This is a genomic window from Zavarzinia compransoris, assembly GCF_003173055.1.
GTDB lineage: Bacteria > Pseudomonadota > Alphaproteobacteria > Zavarziniales > Zavarziniaceae > Zavarzinia > Zavarzinia compransoris.
Genome location: NZ_QGLF01000005.1, coordinates 188,247 through 212,588, shown reverse-complemented (window position 1 = coordinate 212,588; position 24,342 = coordinate 188,247). Strand labels below are relative to the sequence as shown.

The 24,342-nt window shown below is 69.4% G+C and carries 21 protein-coding genes; 14 read left to right on the top strand and 7 right to left on the bottom strand.

What is annotated here, in order from left to right; all coding sequences use genetic code 11:
* Window positions 1-106: 106 nt before the first annotated feature.
* Both DKG75_RS17895 and DKG75_RS17890 read left to right on the top strand, forming a co-directional pair.
* A complete protein-coding gene (locus DKG75_RS17895; RefSeq protein ID WP_243746397.1) occupies window positions 107-1,069 on the top strand; it encodes a UDP-2,3-diacylglucosamine diphosphatase in 963 nt (320 codons plus the stop codon).
* A 32-nt stretch (window positions 1,070-1,101) separates the two neighbouring features.
* Complete coding sequence (locus tag DKG75_RS17890; RefSeq protein WP_109922895.1) at window positions 1,102-2,202, top strand: glycosyltransferase family 4 protein; 1,101 nt, start codon at window positions 1,102-1,104, stop codon at window positions 2,200-2,202.
* A 4-nt stretch (window positions 2,203-2,206) separates the two neighbouring features.
* Here DKG75_RS17890 and DKG75_RS17885 read toward each other — a convergent pair whose 3' ends face one another.
* Window positions 2,207-3,181, bottom strand: coding sequence for an NADPH:quinone oxidoreductase family protein (locus DKG75_RS17885; protein ID WP_109922534.1), 975 nt, complete (start codon window positions 3,179-3,181; stop codon window positions 2,207-2,209).
* Window positions 3,182-3,264: 83 nt separating this feature from the next.
* Between DKG75_RS17885 and DKG75_RS17880 the strand changes: the two genes are divergently transcribed.
* From DKG75_RS17880 to DKG75_RS17855, 6 genes are all read left to right on the top strand, one after another.
* Window positions 3,265-5,895, top strand: coding sequence for a bifunctional acetate--CoA ligase family protein/GNAT family N-acetyltransferase (locus DKG75_RS17880; protein ID WP_109922533.1), 2,631 nt, complete (start codon window positions 3,265-3,267; stop codon window positions 5,893-5,895).
* Window positions 5,896-5,920: 25 nt separating this feature from the next.
* Window positions 5,921-6,331, top strand: coding sequence for a DUF3592 domain-containing protein (locus DKG75_RS17875; RefSeq protein ID WP_109922532.1), 411 nt, complete (start codon window positions 5,921-5,923; stop codon window positions 6,329-6,331).
* Window positions 6,332-6,382: 51 nt separating this feature from the next.
* Window positions 6,383-7,300: a DUF3592 domain-containing protein gene (locus DKG75_RS17870; RefSeq protein ID WP_109922531.1), complete on the top strand. Its 918-nt coding sequence runs from the start codon at window positions 6,383-6,385 to the stop codon at window positions 7,298-7,300.
* A 192-nt stretch (window positions 7,301-7,492) separates the two neighbouring features.
* Complete coding sequence (gene typA / locus DKG75_RS17865) at window positions 7,493-9,316, top strand: translational GTPase TypA (RefSeq protein ID WP_109922530.1); 1,824 nt, start codon at window positions 7,493-7,495, stop codon at window positions 9,314-9,316.
* 141 nt (window positions 9,317-9,457) lie between these two features.
* A complete protein-coding gene (locus tag DKG75_RS17860; RefSeq protein ID WP_109922529.1) occupies window positions 9,458-9,808 on the top strand; it encodes a helix-turn-helix domain-containing protein in 351 nt (116 codons plus the stop codon).
* 60 nt (window positions 9,809-9,868) lie between these two features.
* Entirely contained in the window at window positions 9,869-11,365 is a 1,497-nt protein-coding gene (locus tag DKG75_RS17855) for a M81 family metallopeptidase (RefSeq protein ID WP_109922528.1), read from the top strand.
* 13 nt (window positions 11,366-11,378) lie between these two features.
* Here the strand turns inward: DKG75_RS17855 and DKG75_RS17850 are convergent, their stop codons facing one another.
* Window positions 11,379-12,299, bottom strand: a complete 921-nt coding sequence (locus DKG75_RS17850; protein WP_208111878.1) for an SPFH domain-containing protein — start codon at window positions 12,297-12,299, stop codon at window positions 11,379-11,381.
* Window positions 12,300-12,480: 181 nt separating this feature from the next.
* Between DKG75_RS17850 and DKG75_RS17845 the strand changes: the two genes are divergently transcribed.
* Window positions 12,481-13,611, top strand: coding sequence for a TIGR03364 family FAD-dependent oxidoreductase (locus tag DKG75_RS17845; RefSeq protein ID WP_109922527.1), 1,131 nt, complete (start codon window positions 12,481-12,483; stop codon window positions 13,609-13,611).
* Window positions 13,612-13,743: 132 nt separating this feature from the next.
* Window positions 13,744-14,367 carry a superoxide dismutase gene (locus DKG75_RS17840; RefSeq protein WP_109922526.1) on the top strand — a complete coding sequence of 208 codons (624 nt, stop codon included), beginning with the start codon at window positions 13,744-13,746 and terminating at the stop codon, window positions 14,365-14,367.
* Between the two features lie 54 nt (window positions 14,368-14,421).
* On the opposite strand, the gene olsB is transcribed toward DKG75_RS17840, so the two are convergent.
* The 4 genes from olsB to DKG75_RS17820 all read right to left on the bottom strand — a co-directional run bounded on the left by olsB (window position 14,422) and on the right by DKG75_RS17820 (window position 19,220).
* Entirely contained in the window at window positions 14,422-15,282 is an 861-nt protein-coding gene (gene olsB / locus DKG75_RS17835; protein WP_109922525.1) for a l-ornithine N(alpha)-acyltransferase, read from the bottom strand.
* A gap of 120 nt (window positions 15,283-15,402) precedes the next feature.
* Entirely contained in the window at window positions 15,403-17,082 is a 1,680-nt protein-coding gene (locus DKG75_RS17830) for an AmpG family muropeptide MFS transporter (RefSeq protein ID WP_109922524.1), read from the bottom strand.
* An 81-nt stretch (window positions 17,083-17,163) separates the two neighbouring features.
* A complete protein-coding gene (locus DKG75_RS17825) occupies window positions 17,164-18,513 on the bottom strand; it encodes an ATP-binding protein (protein WP_109922523.1) in 1,350 nt (449 codons plus the stop codon).
* A complete protein-coding gene (locus tag DKG75_RS17820) occupies window positions 18,510-19,220 on the bottom strand; it encodes a response regulator (RefSeq protein ID WP_425086459.1) in 711 nt (236 codons plus the stop codon). The genes DKG75_RS17825 and DKG75_RS17820 overlap by 4 nt, the downstream gene beginning before the upstream one ends.
* Window positions 19,221-19,376: 156 nt before the next feature.
* On the opposite strand from DKG75_RS17820, the gene DKG75_RS17815 reads away from it, so the two are divergent.
* The 3 genes from DKG75_RS17815 to DKG75_RS17805 are packed head-to-tail and all read left to right on the top strand — an operon-like array spanning window position 19,377 to window position 20,898.
* The gene (locus tag DKG75_RS17815; RefSeq protein WP_109922521.1) at window positions 19,377-19,781 is read left to right on the top strand and encodes a hypothetical protein; all 405 of its coding nucleotides are present in this window, start codon (window positions 19,377-19,379) and stop codon (window positions 19,779-19,781) included.
* Window positions 19,782-19,795: 14 nt separating this feature from the next.
* Window positions 19,796-20,047, top strand: a complete 252-nt coding sequence (locus tag DKG75_RS17810; protein WP_109922520.1) for a cysteine rich repeat-containing protein — start codon at window positions 19,796-19,798, stop codon at window positions 20,045-20,047.
* Window positions 20,044-20,898 carry a sterol desaturase family protein gene (locus DKG75_RS17805; RefSeq protein ID WP_208111877.1) on the top strand — a complete coding sequence of 285 codons (855 nt, stop codon included), beginning with the start codon at window positions 20,044-20,046 and terminating at the stop codon, window positions 20,896-20,898. The genes DKG75_RS17810 and DKG75_RS17805 overlap by 4 nt, the downstream gene beginning before the upstream one ends.
* 10 nt (window positions 20,899-20,908) lie before the next feature.
* On the opposite strand, the gene DKG75_RS17800 is transcribed toward DKG75_RS17805, so the two are convergent.
* Window positions 20,909-22,816, bottom strand: a complete 1,908-nt coding sequence (locus DKG75_RS17800) for a propionyl-CoA synthetase (protein ID WP_109922519.1) — start codon at window positions 22,814-22,816, stop codon at window positions 20,909-20,911.
* A 196-nt stretch (window positions 22,817-23,012) separates the two neighbouring features.
* On the opposite strand from DKG75_RS17800, the gene DKG75_RS17795 reads away from it, so the two are divergent.
* Complete coding sequence (locus DKG75_RS17795; protein WP_109922518.1) at window positions 23,013-24,323, top strand: hemolysin family protein; 1,311 nt, start codon at window positions 23,013-23,015, stop codon at window positions 24,321-24,323.
* Window positions 24,324-24,342 lie beyond the last annotated feature (19 nt).

Below are 24,342 nucleotides of genomic sequence, written 5' to 3'. Positions count from 1 at the left end.
CATCCCATGTTTTCGAATACTCTATTCTACGCCGACAAGATATTGTGCTATCAACGCGCTGCCCGAATATTTTGCTTCTCTTTTGTGACGGGAGGGTGCCGCTTTGTTGACACGGATGCTGCCTGCGCTGACCCGCCGCCACGATTCCGAAACGCTTTCCGCCGAAGCCCTTTCCGGCGCGCTGGCGGGCCCGGGGGGCGGCTTGCCCGCCACCCTCGATCCCGACGACGACGATGGCGGCAGCGACGATGACGGCGCGGAGAACCCGAAGGACAAGCGGCGCTACCGCACCATCTTCATTTCCGACATCCACCTCGGCACCCGCGGCTGCCAGGCCGAGATGCTGCTGGATTTCCTGAAGCATACGGAAAGCGACCACCTCTATCTCGTCGGCGACATCATCGACGGCTGGCGCCTGCGCCGCTCGTGGTACTGGCTGCAAAGCCACAACGACGTGGTCCAGAAAGTCCTGCGCAAGGCGCGCAAGGGCACCCGCGTGATCTATATCCCCGGCAATCACGACGAAGCGGCGCGCGACTACGTCGACCTGCATTTCGGCGGCGTCGCCGTGGCCATGGATGCGGTCCATGTCGGGGCGGACGGCCGGCGCTGGTTCGTGCTGCACGGCGACGCCTTCGACGGCATCGTCAAATACGCCAAGTGGCTCGCCCATCTGGGCGACTGGGCCTATAATATCGCGCTGACCCTGAACACCTGGTTCAACCGGCTGCGCCGGCGCCTGGGCTATCCCTATTGGTCGCTGTCGGCCTATCTGAAGCACCGGGTCAAGAATGCGGTCGATTACATCTCGAGCTTCGAGACCGCGGTCGCCGAGGAAGCCCGCCGCCACCATGTCGACGGCGTGATCTGCGGCCACATCCACCACGCCGAGATCCGCGAGATCGACGGCATTACCTATTGCAACGACGGCGATTGGGTCGAAAGCTGCACCGCCCTGGTCGAGCACCAGGACGGCCGCATGGAGATCCTGCGCTGGGCGCCTGAGTTCGAGAAGCGCCAGACCCGCCGCCAGCGCGGCCGCGAAACCAGGCTCGTTACCGCCGGATGACCGTCCCCTCGCCTTTCCCCGCCCATCACCCCTTGCGCCTCCTGATCGTCACCGACGCCTGGTATCCCCAGGTGAACGGCGTCGTGCGCACCCTGGATACGGTGGCGCGCGAGGCCAGCCTCCAGGGCCATACCGTCGGCTTCGTGACCCCGGACCAGTTCCGCACCCTGCCGATGCCGACCTATCCGGAAATCCGCCTCGCCCTGTTTCCGGGCCGCCGGCTGGCCCGGCTGATCGCATCCTTCAAGCCCGACGCCATCCACATCGCGACCGAGGGGCCGCTCGGCTGGGCGGCGCGGCGTCTCTGCCTGAAGCGCGGCCTGCCCTTCACCACGGCCTATCACACGCGCTTTCCCGAATATGTCCAAGCGCGCTTCCGCGTGCCGGCGGCCCTGACCTTCCGGCTGATGCGGCGGTTCCACGCACCGTCGCGCGGGCTGATGGTGGCGACACGCTCCCTGTTCCAGGAACTGGCGGGGCGCGGCTTCGCCAACCTGCGCCAATGGTCGCGCGGGGTGGACCTCGAACGTTTCACGCCCGGCCCCAAGGATATCCTGCCCGACCTGCCGCGGCCGATCTTCACCTATGTCGGCCGCCTCGCGGTCGAGAAGAATATCGACGCCTTTCTCGCCCTCGACCTGCCGGGCTCCAAGCTGGTCGTCGGCGACGGGCCGGAAATGGCCCGGCTGAAGGCGGCCTATCCCCAGGTCCATTTCGCCGGGGCGCGCCACGGCGACGATCTCACCGCCCATTTCCGCGCCGGCGACGTCTTCGTCTTCCCCAGCCGGACCGACACGTTCGGCCTCGTCGTCCTCGAAGCGCTGGCCTGCGGCCTGCCGGTCGCCGCCTATCCGGTGCCGGGCCCGGCCGACATCCTGACGCCGGAGACCGGCGCCCTGGACGAGGACCTGCGCAGCGCCTGCCTGCGGGCCCTGGGCCTCGATCCCGCCGCCTGCCGGGCCCATGCCCTCAGCTTCACCTGGGGGGCGACGGCGGCCCAGTTCGTCGAGAATATCGCCCCCTTCCGCCAGGACTGGCCGGCGCAGGCCGTCGCCACCGGCCGGCCGGTGGCGATTCCCCACCAGCCGGGCCCCCGCCAGCCGGCCGCCCATCAACCAGGCGAAACGGCCTGAGCCGTCAGCCGACCGTGATTACCACCTTGCCAGTGGAACGCCGTTCGAGCACCAGTTCGAGCGCTTCCGCCGCCTGTTCCAGCGGCCGGGTGTCGGACACATGGGGGCGCAGGCGCCCCGCCTGCCACCAGCCGATCAGGGTGCGGAAACTGTCCGCCATCACGCCCGGCGCCTTGTCGGCATAGGCACCCCACCAGAAGCCGACGACATCGACATTCTTCACCAGAAGGCGGTTGGCGGCGATCTGGGGCACGTCGCCGCTGGCGAAGCCGATGATCAGGGCCCGGGCCTCGAAATTGGCCGCCTTCAGGCCCGCTTCGAACAGGGCGCCGCCGACCGGGTCATAGATCACGTCGACCCCGCCGCCGGCCGCCAGGATCGCCGCCTTCAGGTCGTCGGTGCCGGCATCGATCAGGTGATGGGCGCCCTGGGCCGCGGCGACGGCCAGTTTCTCCGCGCCCTTGGCGACCGCGATCACTTCCGCCCCCATCAGGACGCCGAGCTCGACCGCGGTCAGGCCGACGCCGCCCGCCGCCCCCAGCACCAGCAGCCTCTCGCCCGCCTTGAGCCGGGCCCGGTGCCACAACCCGAGGTGCGAGGTGCCATAGGCGACGGGAAAGCCGGCGGCGGTGACGTAATCCATCTCGTCCGGGATAGGGACCGCGCGGTCGGCGGCGACCGCGACCTTTTCGGCATAGCCGCCATAGGACGGAATGGCCAGGACCCGGTCGCCCGGCTTGAAACCTGCGACGCCATGCCCCACCGATTCGACCACGCCGGCAACCTCGAGACCGGGCGAGAAGGGCAGCGGCTGGCGCGTCTGATACTTGCCGGCCAGCATCAGGCTGTCGGCGAAATTGACCCCGGCGGCGCGCACCGTAATGGTGATTTCCCCTGCGCCGGCAAGGGGATCCGCCACCTCGAGATACTGCAGCCCGCGCGGTCCCTGGCCGAGACCGGTGACGACGATCGCCTTCATGCCTTTGCTCTCTCTTCCCTGTGTCATGCCGCGGTCACCAATTGGTCAGGGGACGAACGGCCCGCTTTCTGTGATGATGGGGCATGACCGTGCGCCATCTCGATTACTTGTTCAATCCGCGGATCGTTGCCCTGCTGGGCCCGGCGGAACCGCGCGATCCCGTCGCCGCCGCCGTCGCCGACGGCATGCGCCGCGCCCCTTTCCACGGCCGCCTGCTGGTGGCCGAGGATACGATCGAGGCCGTCGAGGCGCTGGCGGAAGCGCCGGACCTCGCGATCCTGAACGGCGATCTCGACCGCGCCCCGGCGCTGATCGAGGTGTTGGGCAAGAAGGGCTGCAAGGTGGTGCTGGCGGTCGGCGCGCCGCCGGAAGATCCCGCCGTGGTCCCGGCCATGGTCGAGGCCGGACGGCGCAACGGCGTGCGCATCGTCGGGCCCGGGGCCTTCAACCTGTCGGTGCCGGCGATCGGCCTGCAGGCCGTGGTCTCGCCGGTGCTGCCCCAGCCGGGGCGCCTCGCCTTCATCACCCATTCGAACGGCATCCTGGATACGCTGATCGACTGGGCGGCGGGCAACGGCATCGGCCTGTCGCGGGCGATCTCGCTCGGCGCCAAATGCGACGTCGACCTTGCCGACATCCTCGACTGGCTGGCGCTGGACCATGCGACCGGCGCCATCATCATGTATCTGGAAACCATCACCAAGCCGCGGAAATTCATGTCCGCGCTGCGCGCCGCCGCCCGCACCAAGCCGGTGGTGGTGCTGAAATCCGGGCGCCACGGCCCGCTGCCGCCCTCGACCACCGCGATCCGCCGGCTGGCGGATGCCGACGCGATCTTCGATGCCGTGCTGGCCCGCGCCGGCTGCGTCCGGGTCGAGGCGATCGAGGAATTGTTCGACGCCGCGGCCACCCTCGGCTTTCCCGGCGCCGCCATGGGCGAACGGCTGGCCATCGTCGCCAACGGCTATGGCGCCGGGCTGCTGGCCAGCGACCACCTGCTCGACCGCGGCGCCCGGCTGGCGGAATTCTCCAGCGCGTCGCTGGCGGCGATCGCCACCGTGCCGGGCCTCAAGTCCGACCAGAACCCGATCGACATCGGCCCCGACGCCCAGCCCGAACGCTATGCCGACCTGCTGCCCATCCTGGCCACGGACCGGGGCATCGACGGCATCCTGGTGATCCATACGCCCTCCGCCGTCTCGTCCGCCCTGTCGGCGGTGGAGGCGACGCTGCGCGGCTTCGGCACCCGGCGCCAGCCCCGGCTGATCGCCTGCTTCATGGGCGAGACCGAGGCGAGGGCCGCGCGGGCCGCGCTGCGCGCCTCGGGCATCCCCACCTTCTCGACCCCGCGGCAGGCGGCGCGGGCGATCATGCATATGGTCGAATACCGCCGGAACCAGGAATTGCTGGCGGAAACCCCGCCCTCGATCCCGGCCGATTTCACCATCGACCGGGCCGGCGTCGCGGAAGAGATCGAGCAATTGCGCCAGGCCGGGCGGGAATGGGTGCACGGGCCGGATGCCCTGCGCCTGCTGGCCGCCTACGGCTTCCCGACCGTGCGGCCGATCTTCGCCGCGACCCCCCAGGAAGCGGCCGACCACGCCAAGCGGATCGGCGCCACCGTGGTCCTGAAGATCGCCACCACCGATCCGATCGACAAGAAGACGGTGGGCGGCGTCACCCTCGGCCTCGACGAGCCGGAGGATGTCCGCCGCGCCGCCGAACTCATGCTGCGCCGGGTCATGACCCGCGCCCCCCAGGCCCGGATCGACGGCTTCACCGTGGAACCCATGGTGATCCGGCCGGACGGCCACGAACTGCTGCTCGGCTTCGTCGAGGACGAACAGTTCGGCCCGGTCATCGTCTTCGGCAACGGCGGCACCGCCTGCGAGGTGATCCGCGACCGCGCCACCGCCCTGCCGCCCCTGAACATGGCGCTGGCCCGCCACGCCATCGCCCGGACCCGCGTCGCCCGCCTGCTGGACGAAGGCCCGGGCCGGCCGGCGGTGCAGGCCCAGGCGGTCGAACTGGCGCTGATGCGCCTGGCCCAGATCGCCATCGATCATCCCGAGATCGTCGAGCTGGAAATCAACCCCATGGTCGCCGATCCGTCCGGCGTGATCGTGCTCGACGCCCGCTTCCGCCTGGGCGAGCCCAGCAAGCCGGGCAGCGGCCGCCTGGCCATCCGGCCCTATCCGGAAACCCTGGAACAGGCGGTGGTCGACGACATGGGCGACCATTACCTGCTGCGCCCGATCCGGCCGGAGGACGAGGTGCCGCTGGTCCGCGGCGTCGCCAAGGTCAATCCCGAACACCTGCGCCTGCGCTTCTTCGCGCCGATGAAGGAATTGAGCCACACCTTCGCCGCCCGCCTGACCCAGATCGACTACGACCGCGAAATGGCCTTCGTCCTGATGGGCGAGGGCCCCCCGGGCGAGGCGCCCTGGTTCGGCACCGGCCGCCTGGTCTGCGATCCCGACGGGGTGAAGGGCGAATACGCCATCCTGGTCCGTTCCGACCGGGTGGGCCGGGGCCTGGGCCGGCTGCTGATGGACCGGCTGATCGCCTATGGCCGCGACCGCGGCCTCAGCGAGATCTATGGCGAAGTCCTGCGCGAGAACCGCACCATGCTGGCGCTGGCGACCGAACTCGGCTTCACCGTCCACGCCACGCCGGGCGAGCCGGACGTGGTCCATGTCGTCCTGAAGCTGTGAACAGACGCGAAAAGGAGGCGACGCCATGCCCGCACTCCCCCTCATTCTCGGCGGCGGCGGCCTGCTGTTCCTGGCCATCGGCCTGATCTTCGGCAAGATCCAGGCGGGCCGCGGCGGCCATGCCCGGGCCGCCGGCACGGTGGTCGAGATCGAGACCCGCGACAGCTACGACCACGACGGCAACCGCCCCCAGACCCACTATCGCCCGGTGGTCGCCTTCGAAGCCGCCCCGGGCCATAAAATCGTGATCAGGGCGACGGTCGAGACCAATTGGTCCGGCTATCGGATCGGGCAGGCGGTCGAGGTCCGCTTCGACCCCCGCCGGCCCGAGAAGGCCGTGTTCGAAGGCTCGTTCCGGCGCTTCCTGATCCCGGTGATCTTCAGCCTGATCGGCGCCGCCCTGCTGGTCGCGGCCGCCCTGATCCCGGCCCCATAATGTCGAGCAGGAGGATGGCGCCGCCGCGCCAAATCGGGTAACCCTGGGGCCATGATCCGGCTGTTCGGTTTCCTGCTGTTCATCACGAGCGGCATCTTCATCTGGCTGGGCGCCCAGGACGGGATCGCCATCTGGCAGCGCACCTCGGCCGCCGAGGATGTGATCGGCGAATTGCTGCGCTACGACCCGGCGCCCGACGGCGCGGCCGCCCCGGTGGCGCGCTTCCGGGGCAGCGACGGCCGGGACCACGACATCCTGCTGCCGCCGGTGCGCCAGCCGAAGGATGCGGTCGGCACGCCCGTGCACCTGATCCACCCGCCCGGCCGGCCCGACCTGGCGGAATCCGGCGAGCCGGTCGCCCTATGGGCGCCGGCGGCTGTCCCCGTCGGCGGCGGGCTGATCGCCGCCGTGTTCGGCCTCGCCCTGATGACCAGCCGGCGCCGCCGGCCCGAGGACATGCCCCGCCTGCCGCTGCTGCTCCGCGTCGGGCTGTTTGCCGTCGCCTTCGCCCTGATTTCGGTCGCCTGGAGCGAATATACGGCGGTGGTCGACAGCCTGAACGCCAGGCCGCGCAGCCGCGGCGTGGTCGTCGCGGTCGACCAGGGCGGCGCCCCCACCATCCGCTACCGGACCGCGGACGGCGTCGTCGTCGATTATGTCGAGACCGGCCTGCCCGCCGGCAGCCTGGCCCCGGGCGAGCGCGTCACCCTGGCCTACGACAAGGGCAACCCCGGCTTCGCCCGGGTGGAGCGCTTCGGCCCGATCTGGGCAGGGGTCGCCGCCTGGGCCGTCGCCGCCGGCCTCGCCCTGACCCTTGCCCTTTTCGCCGCCAGCCTGCGCCGGGGCAAGGCCGCCGCCGTCGAACCCGCCCCGGTTGCGGAAGAGCCCGCCCACGCCGTCTTCGCCGCCGGGCCGGACGACCCGGCCCCGGGCGAGCGACGGGACCCGACCTTCGGCCCGGGCCGCTGACCGCACCGGCGAAAGACACCGCCATGCGGTCCGCGCATGGGAGTTTTCATTGCACCGCCACAAACTCGGGCTATACTCCGCCGCCGCTTGAATGACGGCATAACCTGAATTACCGGCCCTTCGCTTCCGGTCCCCCGAATGGTGGGGACGCGGCACCGGGCCCCGATGCCAGTGCCCCGGAAGGCGCGTTTCATGCAGATCCGCAATATCGCCATCATCGCCCACGTCGACCATGGCAAGACCACCCTCGTCGACCAGCTCCTGAAGCAGTCCGGTACCTTCCGCGCCAACCAGCTGGTGGCGGAACGGGTGATGGACAGCAACGACCTCGAAAAGGAGCGCGGCATCACCATCCTGGCCAAGCCGACCTCGGTGGTCTGGAAGGATACCCGCATCAATATCGTCGACACCCCGGGCCACGCCGATTTCGGCGGCGAGGTGGAGCGCATCCTCTCGATGGTCGACGGCGTCGTCGTCCTCGTCGATTCCGCCGAAGGCCCGCTGCCGCAGACGAAGTTCGTCACCGGCAAGGCGCTGCGCCTGGGCCTGCGCCCGATCGTGCTGATCAACAAGATCGACCGTTCCGACGCCCGCCCGGACGAGGTGCTGAACGAAGTCTTCGACCTTTTCGCCGCGCTGGACGCCAATGAGGAACAGCTCGACTTCCCGATCCTCTATGCCTCGGGCAAGCAGGGCTGGGCGGTCACCGATATCAACGACCCGCGCGAGACGCTGGCGCCCCTGTTCGACCTGATCCTCGACCATGTCCCGCAGCCGAGCGTGATCAACGACACCGACCAGCCCTTCACCATGCTGGCGACCACGCTGGAAAGCGATCCCTTCCTCGGCCGCATCCTGACCGGCCGCATCCAGTCCGGCATCGCCCGCCAGAATGCGCCGGTGAAGTCGCTGCGCGCCGGCGGCGAACTGCTGGAACAGGGCCGCCTGTCCAAGCTGCTGGCCTTCCGCGGCATCGAGCGCGTGCCGGTCGAGGAAGCCTCGGCCGGCGACATCGTCGCCATCGCCGGCCTGACCACCGCCACCGTCGCCGATACGATCTGCGCCCTTGACGTGGCCGAGCCGCTGAAGGCCCAGCCGATCGACCCGCCGACCCTGGCCATGACCTTCTCGATCAACGACTCGCCGCTGGCCGGGACCGAGGGCAGCAAGGTGCAGTCCCGCGTGATCCGCGACCGCCTGATGCGCGAGGCGGAAGGCAATGTCGCCCTGAAGATCACCGACACCCCGGGTGGCGACAGCTTCGAGGTGGCCGGCCGCGGCGAACTTCAGCTCGGCATCCTGATCGAACAGATGCGCCGCGAGGGCTTCGAGCTTTCGATCAGCCGCCCGCGCGTGCTGTTCAAGGAAGAGGGCGGCCAGCGCCTGGAGCCGATCGAGGAAGTGGTGATCGACGTCGACGACGAATTCACCGGCGTCGTCGTCGAGAAGATCTCGATCCGCAAGGGCGAACTGAAGGAAATGCGCCCGTCCGGCGGCGGCAAGACCCGCCTGGTCTTCCACTGCCCGTCGCGCGGGCTGATCGGCTATCACGGCGAGTTCCTGACCGATACCCGCGGCACCGGCCTGATGAACCGCCTGTTCCACGCCTATTCCCCCTACAAGGGCCAGATCCCGGGCCGCCGCAACGGCGTGCTGATCTCGAACGCGGCCGGCGAATCCGTCGCCTATGCCCTGTGGAACCTGGAAGACCGCGGCCCGATGTTCATCGACCCCGGCGTCAAAGTCTATGAGGGCATGATCATCGGCGAGCATACCCGCGACAACGACCTCGAGGTGAACCCGCTCAAGGGCAAGCAACTGACCAATATCCGCACCACCTCGAAGGACGAGGCGATCCGCCTCACGCCGCCGCGGAAGATGAGCCTCGAACAGGCCATCGCCTATCTCGGCGACGACGAACTGGTCGAGGTGACGCCGAAATCGATCCGCCTGCGCAAGCGCTATCTCGACAGCAACGAGCGCAAGCGCATGTCGCGGGCCGCCGAAAGCGCATAAGCCCGCCGGAATCGCCCGGCTTTCGAACGCCGCCGCCCCAACCAGGGGTGGCGGCGTTTTGCTGTCCGTCGCCGGCAGGGGTTGAAAGATAACGGATTAATCACCATTATGGGCACAAATTAAACCATAGTGGTGATCTCCATGCCTCTTACGCCCCTGGACTTGCAGATCGGCCGCCGCATCCGCGAACGCCGCTGGCTCCTGGGTCTGTCCCAAGACAAACTTGCCCGCCGCGTCGGCCTGAAGTTCCAGCAGATCCAGAAATATGAAACCGGCGGGGCCAAGGTCTCGGCCGGGCGCCTGTCCCTGCTGGCAGAGGCGCTGGATGTCCCGATCAGCTATTTCTACGCGCACGCGGGCCCGGACGGCGACGGCATCAGCCGCGATGCCGCCGATCTCGCCCGGCTGTTCATGACCTTGCCGGAAGAACAGCGCAGCCGCCTGCTCGACCTCGTGCGCGCCATCAGCACACCCCCGGCCATCGCCGCCTGACCTGTTTCGCCCTCCCGCCGACCTGATAGACTGGACGGATACAGGCGGGAGGTCCGGGGCATGAAGGTGGTCGTTGCCATGATGAAGCACGAGACCAACACTTTCTCGCCCCTGGTCACCGACCTTGCCCGCTTCGAGGCCTGGGGCCTTCATTTCGGGCCGGCGGCGGAAAGCGCCTATGCCGAAACCGCCATGCCCATGGGGGCCTATATCCGCCTGTGCCGGGCGCGCGGGGCCGAGATCGTCACCCCCGTCGCGGCCGAGGCCATGCCCGGCGGCATCGTCACCCGCGACGCCTATGAAACCCTGGCCGGCGCCATCGTCGAGGCGGTGGCGGCGGGCTGCGACGCCGTCCTGCTCGACCTGCACGGCGCCATGGTCGCGGCCCATGTGGCGGACGGCGAGGGCGAATTGCTGCGCCGGCTGCGCGCCGTGGCGCCCCGGGTGCCCATCGCCGTCACCTGCGACCTGCACTGCAACCTGACCCGGGCCATGGTCGACCATTGCGATGCCCTGATCGGCTACAAGACCTATCCCCATGTCGACATGGCCGAGGTGGGCGAGCGGATCGCCCGGGTCCTGTTCGCCGCGATCGACGGCAAGGCGCGCCCGGTGATGGCCTTCGCCCCGATCCCGGTACTGGCCCAGACCCTGCGCATGGGCACCGACGACGAGCCGATGAAAGGCCTGATCGCCGAAGCCCGCGCCCTGGAGGCCGAGGGCTTCCTGGCCGCCACCGTCTTCGGCGGCTTTCCCATGGCCGACGTGCCCCACGCCGGCATGGCGGCGGTCGTCGTCGGCGACGGCGATCCGGCCGCGGCCGGGGCGGCGGTGGAACGGCTGGCGGCGCTGGCCCGCGCCCGGCGCGACGATTTCCTCTATCCCCACGAACCCCTGGAGCACGCCCTCGACCGCGCCGCCGCCCTCGGTGATGCGGGGGGAGGCGAGGCGGGGGGACCGGTGATCCTGCTCGACCATGCCGACAATTGCGGCTCGGGCGGGACCCAGGACGTCATGGGCGTGATCGCCGCAGTCATCGAGCGGGGCCTCAAGGATGTCGCGGTCGGCGCGGTCTATGACCCGGAGGCGGTGAAGACCATGGCGGCCGCCGGCGTCGGCGCCGAGGTGAGCCTGGCCCTGGGCGGCCGGCTGGACATGCCGGCCCTCGGCCTCAAGGGCCGGCCGCTGGCGCTGACGGGCCGGGTGAAAGTGCTGACCGACGGGCGCTTCGTGGTGCGCGGGCCCATGTATACCGGGGTCACCGTCGAAATGGGCCCGACCGCCGTGCTGTCCGTCGACGGCGGCCGGGTGGAGATCGTCGTCACCTCCCACCACCACGAGCCCTGGGACCGGGGCGTCTTCACCAGCGTCGGCATCGAGCCGGAGGCGAAGCGCTTCCTGCTGCTGAAGTCGCGCATTCACTATCGCGCCGGCTTCGCCGCCCTGGCCCGGGCGACGGTGACCCTGGACGGCGAAGGGGTGACCACGTCGGACAACGGCAAGCTCGACTACCGCCGCCTGCGCCGGCCGCTCTACCCCTTCGACCGGATCAATTGACCCGCCCTATCGGCTACCGGCCGGTCACGTCGACGAAGGGCACGGCGCCGCCGGGCACCATGGTGGCCGGCAGCTTGCCATCCCAGCGTTCGGCGCGGATCAGGTCGATCAGGTCGGGCGATGCCTTCATCGCCTCGCCCTTGGCGCGGATCGCGGCCGCCTCCGCCTCGCCGCGCAGGCGGATGGCGTCCGCTTCCGCCTTGGCGCGCAGGGCGGACGAATCCGCCTCGGCGCGGGCCTGGACCACGGTCGAATCCGCCTGGCCCTGGGCGGCGGTGCGGCGGATTTCCGCCTGGACCTTTTCCCGCTCCAGGTTCTGGCGCAGGCGCGTGACCTCGACCTCGGCCTGCATGCGCTGCTCGATCGCCTGTTCGAAGGCATCCGAGAAGTCGATATTCTCGATCTGCACGCTTTCGACGATGATGCCCTCGTCGGTCACCGCATCCCGCAGCGACTCCGTGATCTCGGCCACCAGTTTCGAGCGCTCGCCGACGATGGCCGGGGCATTGTAGCGCCCGAACACCGCCTTGGTGCGGTCCAGCAGAGCGGGGATCAGGATACGGTCGGCGTAATTGACGCCGAGGCGGGCGTAGATTTCCTTCACCTGCCCGGCATTGATCCGATAGTTGACCGACATTGTCATTTCCGCCGCCTGGATATCCTGGGAATAGGCGGCGACCTGGGGCAGGTGGAGCTTTTCCGTGCGGGTGGACAGGGCCACCACCGCATCGACCACCGGCAGCTTGAAATGGAGGCCGGGCGAGGCGACGTCATGGACGGCGCCGTTGCGCAGGACCACCCCGATCTCGCCCTCCTCGATCGTGTACCAGCTCGACAGGACCACGATCACGCCGACCAGCACCGCGCCGCCCAAGGCGATGCGCCGCAGCAAGGCAACTGGACCCCGGCCCGAGCCCTGGTTCATCATGGACATTGCTATCCCCCCGGAAGCAGAAGATGACGATTCGTCGGATGTCTCTGGGGATGGCCCGGGGCTGCGCGGCCGCCTGCCCCCGCCCAGCTTCGGCAGACGCCGCTTCGACATGCCTGTCCCCTGTCATGCATCCGTCCGGTCGGGGATGGTATCCTATTGTGTGTCTTGATGGAGCATTTTCATGTCCGCCCCCGTTTTCGATCTTGCGATCATCGGCGCCGGCATCGTCGGCCTCGCCCATGCCCTGGCGGCGCGCCGGGCGGGCAAGCGAGTGGTGGTGATCGACCGCGACGCCCAGGCGAACGGCGCCTCCATCCGCAATTTCGGCTTCGTCACCGTGACCGGGCAGCAGCAGGGCACGGTCTGGAACCGGGCCCGGCGCAGCCGCGAGATCTGGGCCGAGGTGGCGCCCAAGGCCGGAATCCCGGTGCTGCACCGGGGCAGCGCCGTCATCGCCCACCGGCCCGAGGCGGCGGAAGTGGTCGCCGCCTTCGTCGCCTCCGAGATGGGCGCGGGCTGCGAGATGCTGTCGCCGGCCCAGATCGCCGACCGCCTGCCCCTGCTTCGCCACGAGGATGCCAGCGCCTGCCTGTGGAGCCCGCATGAACTGCGGGTCGAGCCGCGCCGCGCCATTCCCCTTCTCGCCGCCTGGCTGGAAGAACAGCTGGGCGTCGTCTTCCTGCGCAACACCCTGGTGAAGGCGATCGACCTGCCCCGCGTGGTCACTACCGCCGGCATCGTCGAGGCCGGGCAGGCAATGGTCTGTCCCGGCGGCGACTTCCTCTCGCTCTACCCCGAAGTCTGGGCCCGGCGCGAGCTTGACCTGTGCAAGCTGCACATGCTGCGCCTCGCCCCGCAGGGGGCGGGCTGGGTGCTGCCCGGCTCGGTCATGAACGACATGTCGCTGGGGCGCTATCTCGGCTTTGCCGAACTGCCGGCGGCGGCGGCCCTGAAGGCGGTCCTGGCGCGGGAGGAGGGGCCGAGCCTCGACAATGGCATCCACCTGATCGCGGTGCAATCGGCGGACGGTTCGCTCGTCGTCGGCGACTCGCATCATTATGCCGCAACACCCGATCCCTTCGCGCCGGACGCGGTGGACGCCCTGATGATCGGCCACGCCCGCCGGGCGCTCCGCCTCGCCAGCGACCGGGTGGTGGAGCGCTGGATCGGCATCTATCCCCATTCGAAGACCGAGGCCGCCCTGATCGAGGACGCCGCCCCCGGCGTCCGCGCCGTGATGGTGACCAGCGGCACCGGCATGTCCACCGCCTTCGCCCTGGCCGAGGATGCGCTCGCCGGCTGGCTCCGGTGATAACAAAAGACTGGCATCCGGACGGGCGCCGGCCTATGTGATTAGCGGGGATGATCAGAGACTTGCGGTAGAACGGCGAAAGATTCCAGACTCGCCGGCGCCCGCCGTCGTTAAACCTGAGGATTGGACGAAATGGCTTTCAAACTTCCCGAACTGAAATTCGACCCGAGCGCCCTTGCCCCCGCCCTCTCGGCCGAGAGCTTCTCGTTTCACCACGGCAAGCACCACCAGGCCTATATCACCGTCGCGAACGAGATCGTGGCGGCGACCCCGGCGCTGCAGGGCAAGTCGATCGAAGACGTGACCAAGATCGCGGCGGCCGATCCGGCGGCCAAGAAGCTGTTCAACAACGCCGGCCAGCACTACAACCACACCCTCTACTGGCTGTCGCTGTCGGCTCCGGGCTCGACCAAGCCGTCGGCCGCGATTTCCTCGCTGATCGAGAAGTCGTTCGGCGATTTCGCCGGCTTCAAGACCGCCTTCACCACCGCCGCGCTCGGCCAGTTCGGCTCGGGCTGGGTGTGGCTGCTGAAGGACGGCGAAAAGCTGGCGATCACGACCACCGGCAATGCGGAAACCCCGCTGACCCAGGGCAAGGACGCGCTGGCGGTGATGGACGTGTGGGAACACGCCTATTACATCGACTATCGCAACAACCGTAAGGGCTTTGCCGAGACTTTCGTCGACAGCCTGATCAACTGGGATTTCGTCGAGAAGCGCATCGAGGACACCACGACCCTCGACGCCGGCGTCTGATCTCCGATCAGCGACAACAGGAAGGGCGGCGCCGCAAGGTGCCGCCCTTTCCGTTTATTCGGTGCCGTCGCCCTTGTGATAGCGCGCGATATAACGCTCGGTGATGGCGTCGCAGGGCACCATGATGAAACAGTCGACGGTCTTGAATTCCGGATCGATCACCGCGCCGTCGCCGATATAGCCGCCGAGGCGGAGATAGCCCTTGATCAGCGGCGGCAGGGTGCGCAGCCCGTCGCGCGGGCGGATCGCATCCTTCGGCAGGCGGTTCATGGCGACATAGCGGCTATCGAGCGCGCGGACCCGGCGCTCCGGCGGCGCCAGATGATTGTGGTAGAGATAGCTGAGCGGCACGGCCAGCGCCTCCGGGTCCACCCCGGGCAGGCTGCCGCAGCCGAACATCAGGCTGATCTTATGCTCGGCGATATAGCCGGCGATCGCCCGCCACAGCATCTGGATGACCGCATTGGTGCGATATTCCGGGGCGACGCAGGAGCGGCCGAGTTCGAGGAAATTGTCGTCCGCCTTGCGGTTCCGCTCGAGGAACGACAGGTCGAATTCCCCGGCGGAATAGAAGCCGCCATGCTGGCGCGCCACCTCTTCCCGCAGCAGGCGATAGGTCCCGACCACCGCCGGGGCGTCGCCCTCGACCGCATGATCGATCACCAGAAGATGGTCGCAGATCGGGTCGAAATGATCGAAATCGCGCTTTTCCGCGGCCGTGGCCGGGGTCGGCGTCGCGCCCATCTCCTCGTAGAACACGCGGTAGCGCAGCCGCTGGGCGGCCAGCAGCTCGGCCGGGCTCCGGGCCAGGCGAACTTCGAGCTTGTCGATATCGACCGAACGCCGGGCGGAAACCGGGTCGTCCCGCTCTTCTTCGGTCTTCACACTGTTCAGGGCCACGATCGTCCTATTCATGCGTCCCGGCCCTGCCGACGGGCAGACGGCCGTGTCAAACGCCCCCTCCGTGGCCGGCATGCCCCCTGGCCGGGGCCGGGCCGACTACGCGATTACCTTATCCCCCGCCGGCCATCACGGTCAAACCGCTCGACCGGCGTCAGGGCCCGGCCGCCGTTGCCCCTGCCGTGCGGTCACGACAAGGCAGAGCACGATGGCCACCAGCCCAATCGCCACTGAATACAGGAAGAATGTTACATATCCAGCACCAAGTGCGGCCGCAGATGTTCCCGCCTTGGCGGCACCTTCGGCAAAGGCGGGCACCGGCAGGCGCTCGAACAGGGGCAGCAGCAGGGCGGGCAGCCCCCCCGCCTCGGCCGCCCGCGCCGCCCCTTCGACGATCCGCCCGGACTGCGAGGCGATCAGCTTGCCCGGCAGGGCATAGAGCGACGAGAACAGCGCATATTGGGTCGCGGTGAAGCCGGCCGAGGTCAGGCCGGACATATAGGCGATCAGGCAGGTGCCGGCATAGCCCGAGGCCAGGTTGTCGACCCCGATGGCGATGAAGAGCGCGGGCAGCCAGGGCCCCTGCACCGCCAGCCAGGCATAGACGAGGTTGCTGGCCGGCCCGGCGAAGGCGCCGATCATCAGGGCGCGCAGCACGCCCAGCCGCGCCACCGCCCAGCCGCCGAGGAACACCCCGCCCATGGTCATGACCATGCCGAAGACCTTGCGCACCTCCGCCACCTCGGTCTTCGAGAAACCGAGGTCGAGGTAGAAGGGATTCATGATGTTGAGGACGAAATCCGACAGGCGGTAGACGCAGATCAGGGCCAGGATCGGCCCCGCCAGCCGGCCGAATTCGCCGAAAAAGGCGCCCAGCGGCGCGCCGAAGGCCCGTTGCAGGGCCTGCCCCGGCCGCGTCGCCCGCCCGGGCAGGGGCCAGCAGGCGAGCAGGATCAGGCCGAGCCCGAGGATCACCGCGCCGAATTGCAGATAGGCGGCGCCGGGCGCCCGGGTCCACAACGGCGCAAGCCCGAGCGCATCGTCGGAAAAGGTCAGCACGGTCAGGGTGAAGGGATTGCCCGACAGGCCGGCGCCGACGATCAGGGCGGCGCCGAGCAGGACCAGGGCCCGCACCAGCCATTCGGCGGCATCGCGCCCGGGCCGGGCCGGCACCGCGCCCCCGGCCCGGGGCAGCGGCGCCGGCCGGGCCGTCTCCCGCGGGGCGCACAACACGCCGGCCATGCCGACCAGCATCAGCCCGCCCATGGCGAAATAGGACAGGTTCCAGCCCGCGGCCTCGGCCAGGGCCAGCGCGGCGCCGCCCGCCACCAGCCCGGCGATGCGATAGCCCCATTGATAGGCGGCGGCCAGCGCGCCCTGGCGGCTGTCGTCCGCCGCCTCGATGCGCCAGGCGTCGATGACGATGTCCTGGGTCGCCCCGGCGAAGCCGACGAAGACGGCAAAGGCGGCGGTGCGGGCCAGATCGGCCCCCGGATCGCCCCCGGCGATCAGGCCGAGCCCCAGCATGACCGCCACCTGCGCCGCCAGCATCCACGACCGGCGATGGCCGAGGCGGGCGGTCAGCCCCGGCACGTCGAACCGGTCGACCAGCGGCGCCCACAGGAATTTGGCCGAATAGGCCAGGGTCGCGAGGCTGAAGAAACCGATGACCGCAAGCGACACCCCCTCGTCGCGCAGCCAGGCCGACAGCGTGTCGAAGACCAGCAGGTTGGGCAGGCCGGCGGCGAAGCCGAGCGCGAGCATGACCAGCGTGCGCCGCTCGCCGTAGACCTTCAGACCTTGACGCTCCGCCATGCCGGTTCCCGCCGAATCACCTGCCCACCACCTTGCCCGGCGCGGCGGCCCGGCGGCAAGACCCGCTCAGGCAAGGGGCAATCAGGCAAGGGGCAGGACCAGGGCGATGCGCGCCCCGCCGCCCGGCCGGTCGCCGATCTCCAGCCGGCCGCCCAGGCCTTCGGCGATCTCGCGGGCGATGGCAAGGCCGAGGCCGGCCCCGGCATCGGCCTTGGTCCGCGCCGCATCCGCCTGCCGGAACGGCTGGGCGAGATCGGCACGCAGGGCCGCCGGGATTCCCGGGCCCCGGTCGTCGACGGTCAGGCGGGCATTGCCGCCGTCGCGGCCAAGGGCGATTTCGGCGCTGCCCGCATGTTTCAATGCATTGTCGATCAGATTGGCCAGGGCCCGGGCCAGGGCCGCCTCGCTGCCCGCGACCGTGAGCGGACCCGGCGCGGCCGCGGCCAGGGTGACCGGGGCGCCCTGGGCCTGCCGTTCCTCGACCTCGCGGGCGACGATCCGGGCCAGGTCGCTGCGGCCGGCGCGGTCGGCGCCGAAGGCGACGCGGGCGAAGGTCAGACTGTCCTCGACCAATTGGTTCATGTGTTCGAGATTGCGGATCCAGCCGGTGCGGTCGCCGTCCTCGGGCAGCATCTCGGCCCGCAGCCGCAACCGGGTCAGATAGGTGCGCAGGTCATGGGCCAGGGCGCCGAGCACGAAGGCCCGGTTGCGCATCAGCCCGGCAAGCCGGGCCTGCATGTCGTTGAAGGCGCGGATCAGCACCCGCACCTCGGCCGCGCCCGCCTCGGCCACCGGCCGGGGTTCCGGATCGCGGCCGAATGCCTGCACCGCCCGGGCCAGGCGGCGCAGCGGCCGCGATTCCCGGCTGAACAGGACGATCGCCAGCAGGGCGACGGTGAGGCCGATGATGCCGGCGAAAAAACCCGGTTGCAGGCCGAACAGCCGGGGCATCACCTCGCCGTCCGCCACCACCTTCAGATAGCGGCCGCCGGCGAGGCCCACCGTCACCTCGATCCGGCTGGCCAGCAGGCGGCCGAGCAGCCGGGGCCGCCCGCCCGGCTCCCGCAGCCCCCGATACTGGATGGACACCAGCCGCGGCGGATCGAGCGCCGGCAGGCCGGACCGGATCACGGTCTCGAGCGGGCGACGCGGCAGGGCGGGATCGCGGATCTCCCCCGGCTCGTCGGCGACGGTGACGAGAAGATCCGGCCCGTTGACCGCGCGCAGCACCAAGGGCAGCTGCGCCGCCGGCGTGGCTTCGACCAGCGCCGCGGTCGCCGCCACCTGATCGGCCAGCGGCACCGCCATCCGGGCATCGAAAGCCTGTTCGCGGCGCCAGAAATACAGCGCCGTGGTCACCAGCTGGACCAGGACCAGGGCGGCCAGCAGGATCAGGACCAGCCGGCCGACGATGCCGATGCGCGCCATCATCGCCCCGCCCCCTCGACATCCAGGGACAGGATATAGCCGCCGTTGCGCACCGTGGTGATGCCCTGGGCGACCTCGGGCGCGACCGCTTCCAGCTTGCGGCGCAGGCGCGAGATGCCGACGTCGATCGTGCGGTCGAAGGGATCGGCACCGCGCCCGCGGGTCCAGTCCAGCAATTGGTCGCGGCTGAGCACCCGGCGCGGGTGTTCGACCAGACAGGCGAGAAGATCGAATTCCGCCGAGGTGAGCGGCACCCGCGCGCCGTCCCCCGCCTCCGCCTGGCGGCCGTCGAGATCGACGGTCAGGGCACCCACCCGCAGGCGCCGCCCGGCCGGGACCGGCGCCTGCCGCTCGCCCCGGCGCAGCACCGCCCTGATGCGCGCCAGCAGTTCGCGCGGGTTGAAGGGTTTCGGCAGATAGTCGTCGGCGCCCAGTTCAAGGCCGACGATGCGGTCCACATCCTCGCCCTTCGCCGTCAGCATGATGATGGGAAAGCCGCAGGTGCCCGACAGCCGGCGGCAGATCGACAGCCCGTCCTCCCCCGGCAGCATGAGGTCGAGCACCATCAGGGCCGGCCTTGCCCTGGCCAGTTGCGCATCCATGGCGACCGCATCCGCCGCGGCCGCCACCGCGAAGCCCTCGCGGTGCAGGAAACCGGTCAGCAGCATGCGGATTTCCGGGTCATCCTCGACCAGCAGGATCGTCTTCATGGCGGGCATTGTCGGCCATGCCGGGGCCGGCGCAAGGCCGGTAACAAAACGTTACAAATCGCCGGCGTCCTGCAAAACCCGGGCAAAGCGCCGGTCCCATGATCGCCCTCGTTCCCCGGGCCGGACCGGCCGGGGCCACCCCGCAAGGAGACCAACATGCGCATTTCCCCGACCTTGGCCCTGGCCGCCTTCGCCGCCGCCCTGACCCTGGCCGGCGCCGCCGGCGACAGTTTCGCCCGCGAACGCCATGTCGCCGGCACCGGCGCCGGCGGCCGCAGCTATTCCCGCTCGGTCGAGCAAGGCTGCGCCAACGGCACCTGCACGCGCAGCCGCGAAGGCACCACCCGGGCCGGCAACAGCTGGCACGCCGACCGCAGCCGTACCCGCAACGGCGACGGCACGGGCAGCGTCACCCACGAGGCCCAGGGCCCGCGCGGCGGCACCTATTCCGGCAGCGGCAGCGGCGGCAACGGCCAGTACGGCTATTCCGGCACCGCGACCGGCCCGAACGGCAGGAGCGTGACCGTGGACCGCAGCGTCACCGTCACCCCCGCGAAGTGACCGGGAGAGTGCCGATGTCCCCCTTCCCGACCCTTGCCCTGGCGGCGGCGCTGGCCGCCGGCCTGGCCGCCCCCGCCCTTGCCCAGGGCGGGCCGGCGGCGCAGAAGCTCCGCGCCGCCTGCGCCAAGGATATCGAAACGCTGTGCCCCGGCGTGCAGCCGGGCGGCGGCCGTATCCTCCAGTGCCTGAAACAGCACCGGAAGGAAGTCTCGGCCGACTGCACCGCCGCCTTCGAGGAAGCCCGCGCCGCCCGCAAGGCGCCGTGACGGGCAAGGCCGGAACCGCCGCCATGGAAAGCCTGTTCCAGGCCCGGGGTGCCGCCGGGGGCTGGGGCGCCGCCCTCGTCCTCGTCCTGATCCTCGGGGAAGCGGGGCTCGCCCGGTGGCGGGGCCGCCCCGCCTATGACCTCGGCGAGACGGCGGCGACCGTGGTCATCGCCGCCGGCCAGCGCCTGCTGGCCGCGGCCACGGCACCGCTGCTGTTCCTGATCCTGGGGGAATTATACCGCTATCGCCTGTTCGCGGTCGACATGGCGTCGCCCCTGGCGCTGGTCGCCCTCTTTCTCGGGGTCGAGTTCTGCTACTACTGGCATCACCGGGCGATGCACCGCTTCCGCCTGCTCTGGGCCGTGCACGGCGTGCATCATTCGAGCACGCGGCTGAACCTGTCCGCCGCCTTCCGCCTCGGCTGGGGCGGGCAGGCCACCGGGGCGGCGCTCTTCTATGCGCCCCTGGTGCTGCTGGGGTTTCCGCCCCTCGCCGTGCTGGCCATGCTGGGCGCCAACCTGTTCTACCAATTGTTCCTGCATGCCAGCGTCATGCCGAACCTGGGACCGCTGGAAGCGGTGCTGAACACGCCGCGTCACCACCATGTCCATCACGCCGTGAACCCGGTCTGCATGGACCGCAATTTCGGCGGCGCGCTGATCGTCTTCGACCGGCTGTTCGGCACCTTCCAGGCGCTGCCGGCCGAACCGCTGCGCTATGGCACGGTAGCGGGCGGCCCCAGCCGCAACCCGTTCAAGGCAGCACTTCGCGGCTGGCTCGACGTCGGCCGGCGGCTGGCTGCCGCGCGCGGCCTGCGCGCGGCGGGGGCGGCCCTGTTCGGCCGCCCGTAGTCCCTGCCGGTCAGGCGGCGCTGTCCTTGGCGTAGCCGACGGAGCGGAGCGAATCCGTGATCTCGTCCAGGATCACCGGATCGTCGATCGTCGCCGGCATCGACCATTTCTCGCCGTCGGCGATCTTCCGCATGGTGCCGCGCAGGATCTTGCCCGAGCGGGTCTTCGGCAGGCGCTTGACCACGGTCACGGTCTTGAAGGCGGCGACCGGGCCGATCTTGTCGCGCACCAGTTTCACCAGTTCCTTCTCGATCTCCGCCTCGGGCCGGTTAACGCCGGCCTTCAGCACGACGAAGCCGAGCGGCACCTGGCCCTTCAGGGCGTCGGCGGCGCCGATCACGGCGCATTCGGCGACATCCGGGTGATAGGCGAGAACTTCCTCCATGCCGCCGGTCGACAGCCGGTGGCCGGCGACATTGATGATGTCGTCGGTCCGGCTCATGACGAAGAGATAGCCGTCCTCGTCGATATAGCCGGCGTCGCCGGTCTTGTAGTAACCGGGAAAATCGCTGAGGTAGGAGCGGATATAGCCGTCGTCGTTCTGCCACAGGGTGGGCAGGGCGCCCGGCGCCAGCGGCAGCTTGACGACGATGGAACCGATCTCGCCCGCCTCGACCTCGTTGTGCTCGTTGTCGAGGACGCGGATGTCGTACCCCGGCACAGCCCTGGTGGGCGAGCCGTATTTGACCGGCAGCAGTTCGACGCCGACGAGGTTGGCCGCCATGGGCCAGCCGGATTCGGTCTGCCACCAATGGTCGATCACCGGCACTTTCACCATGCGCTCGGCCCATTGCACCGTGTCGGGGTCGGCCCGCTCGCCGGCCAGGAACAGGGTGCGCAGGCCGGAAATATCGTATTTTTCGAGAAGTTTCCCGTCCGGGTCTTCCTTCTTGATCGCGCGGAACGCGGTCGGGGCGCAGAACTGCACCTTGCAGCCGTATTCCTCGATGACGCGCCAGAAGGCGCCGGCATCGGGCGTGCCCACCGGCTTGCCTTCGTAAAGGATGGTGGTCGCGCCGATCAGCAGGGGGCCATAGGTGATATAGGAATGGCCGACGACCCAGCCGACGTCGGACGCCGCCCAGAACACCTCGCCCGGGGCGACGCCGTAGATATTCTTCATCGACCACGCCAGCGCCACCATGTGGCCGGCATTGTCGCGCACCACGCCCTTGGGCACCCCGGTGGTGCCCGAGGTATAGAGGACATAGAGCGGATCGGTCGAGGCGACGGGCACGCAATCGGCAGGTGCAGCACCCCGCACCGCCTCGGCCCAGTCGAAGTCGCGGCCGGGGACGAGGCTCGCCGCCAGCATCGGGCGCTGGAGGATCAGGGTGAAGTCCGGCTTGAACGAGGCAAGCTCGATCGCCTCGTCCAGCAGCGGCTTATAGGCGACGGTGCGGCCGGGCTCGACCCCGCAGGAGGCGGAGACGATCGCCTTCGGCTTGGCGTCGTTGATCCGGGTCGCCAGTTCCTTGGCGGCGAAACCGCCGAAGACGACGGAATGAATGGCGCCCAGGCGGGCGCAGGCCAGCATGGCGAACAGCGCTTCCGGCACCATGGGCATGTAGACGAGCACCCGGTCGCCCTTGACCACGCCCTTGGCGGCCAGGGCCCCGGCCAGTTCCGCCACCTTGTCGCGCAGTTCGCGATAGGTGAAGCGGGTCTTGGTGCCGGTCACCGGGCTGTCGTAGATCAGCGCGTCCTGCTCGCCCCGGCCGGCCTCGACATGGCGGTCGAGGCAGTTCCAGGCAGTGTTCACCGAACCGCCGGGGAACCAGCGGTAGAGCGGCTTCGCGCTGTCGTCCAGGATGGCGGCCGGCGGCTCGAACCAGTCGATGGCCTTGGCGGCATCGGCCCAGAAGGCTTCCGGATCGGCCTGCCAGCGGGCATAGAGGTCGTTATAGGCGCCCAAGATCGTTTCCCCCCTGTAGCGGGTCTCTCTATTGGCGCGGATTCAGCAAAATACCGGCGATCATTGCAACGTCCAATCCGACGATGCCCCCCGTACTTTGGTCGGATCCCGTACTTTGGTCGGAGAAATCGCCGCGCCAACATCCATTCGCACGGAATCCCGCCTTTGTGTTATGGTGAGGGCCTGAGACCTACCACCGATGACCATCGACCTCGTTATTCTCGTCCTGCTTGTCGCGCTCAACGCCTTCCTGGTGATGGCGGAACTGGCGATCGTGGCGGCGAAGCGTGCCCGCCTGAAGCGCCAGGCCGACGGCGGCAGCCGGGCGGCCAAAGTGGCGCTGGAACTGGCGGGCGATCCTGGCCGCTTCCTGTCTACCGTGCAGATCGGCATCACCGCGATCGGCACGCTGTCGGGTGCTTTCGGCGGGCAGGCGCTGGCCGGGCCGCTGACCGAGATCTTCGCCGGCATCCCCCCGCTTGCCCCTTACGCCGATACGATCGCGATCGGCGTCATCGTCGCCGGCCTGACCTATGTCACCCTGATCCTGGGCGAACTGGTGCCGAAGCGCCTGGCGCTGGCGCGGGCGGAAAACATCGCGACCTTCGTCGCCCTGCCGCTGCGCAGCCTGTCCCTGATTTCCGCACCCATGGTCGCCTTCATCAATTTCTCGACCAATCTGGTCCTGCGGCTGCTGCCCAAGGGCTCGAAACAGCCGGATGTGACAGACGAGGAAGTCCGCGTCCTGATGCAGGAAGGCACCGCCGCCGGCGAATTCCTGGAGGCGGAGCGCGCGATCGTCGAAATGACGCTGCGCCTCGGCGACCGCAACGTCGACGCCCTGATGACGCCGCGCACCCAGATCGAATGGCTGGACGTCAACGATCCGCCCCGCCAGACCTGGCAGAAGATCGCCGCCAGCCATTGTTCCCGCTTTCCGGTGAAGAAGGGCTCGACCAAGACCGTGCTCGGCTTCGTGCAGGTGAAGGACCTGTTTGGGCAGGCGCAGATGATGGCGGGCAAGCCCTTCGACCTGGCCGCCGCCATCCACCCCGCCCATTACATCCCGGAAACCACCCCGGCCCTGAAGGCGCTGGAAGTGTTCCGGGCGAGCGGCAGCCCCATGGCCCTGATCGTCGACGAATATGGCGACATCCAGGGGATCGTCACCCTGACCGACCTGCTCGAAGCCCTGATCGGCGAGCTGGAGGAGGCGGACACGCCGGAAGACGAGCGTTCCGTGGTCCAGCGCGAGGACGGTTCCCTGCTCGTCGACGGCGGCTATTCGCTGGACCGGCTGTGGGACCTGCTCGGCATGATCGAACCGCAAGAAGGGGATGCGGATTTCAACACGCTCGGCGGCTTGATGATGCACCGTCTGAAGCGTATTCCCTCGGCGGGCGACCATTTCGTGCTGGGCGACCATCGCTTCGAGGTCGTGGACATGGATGGCCGCCGGGTGGACAAGGTGCTGATCGCCCCGATCGCCCCCGACGCCGCCGACACCTGAGCTTTCCGGAGTACCGCCC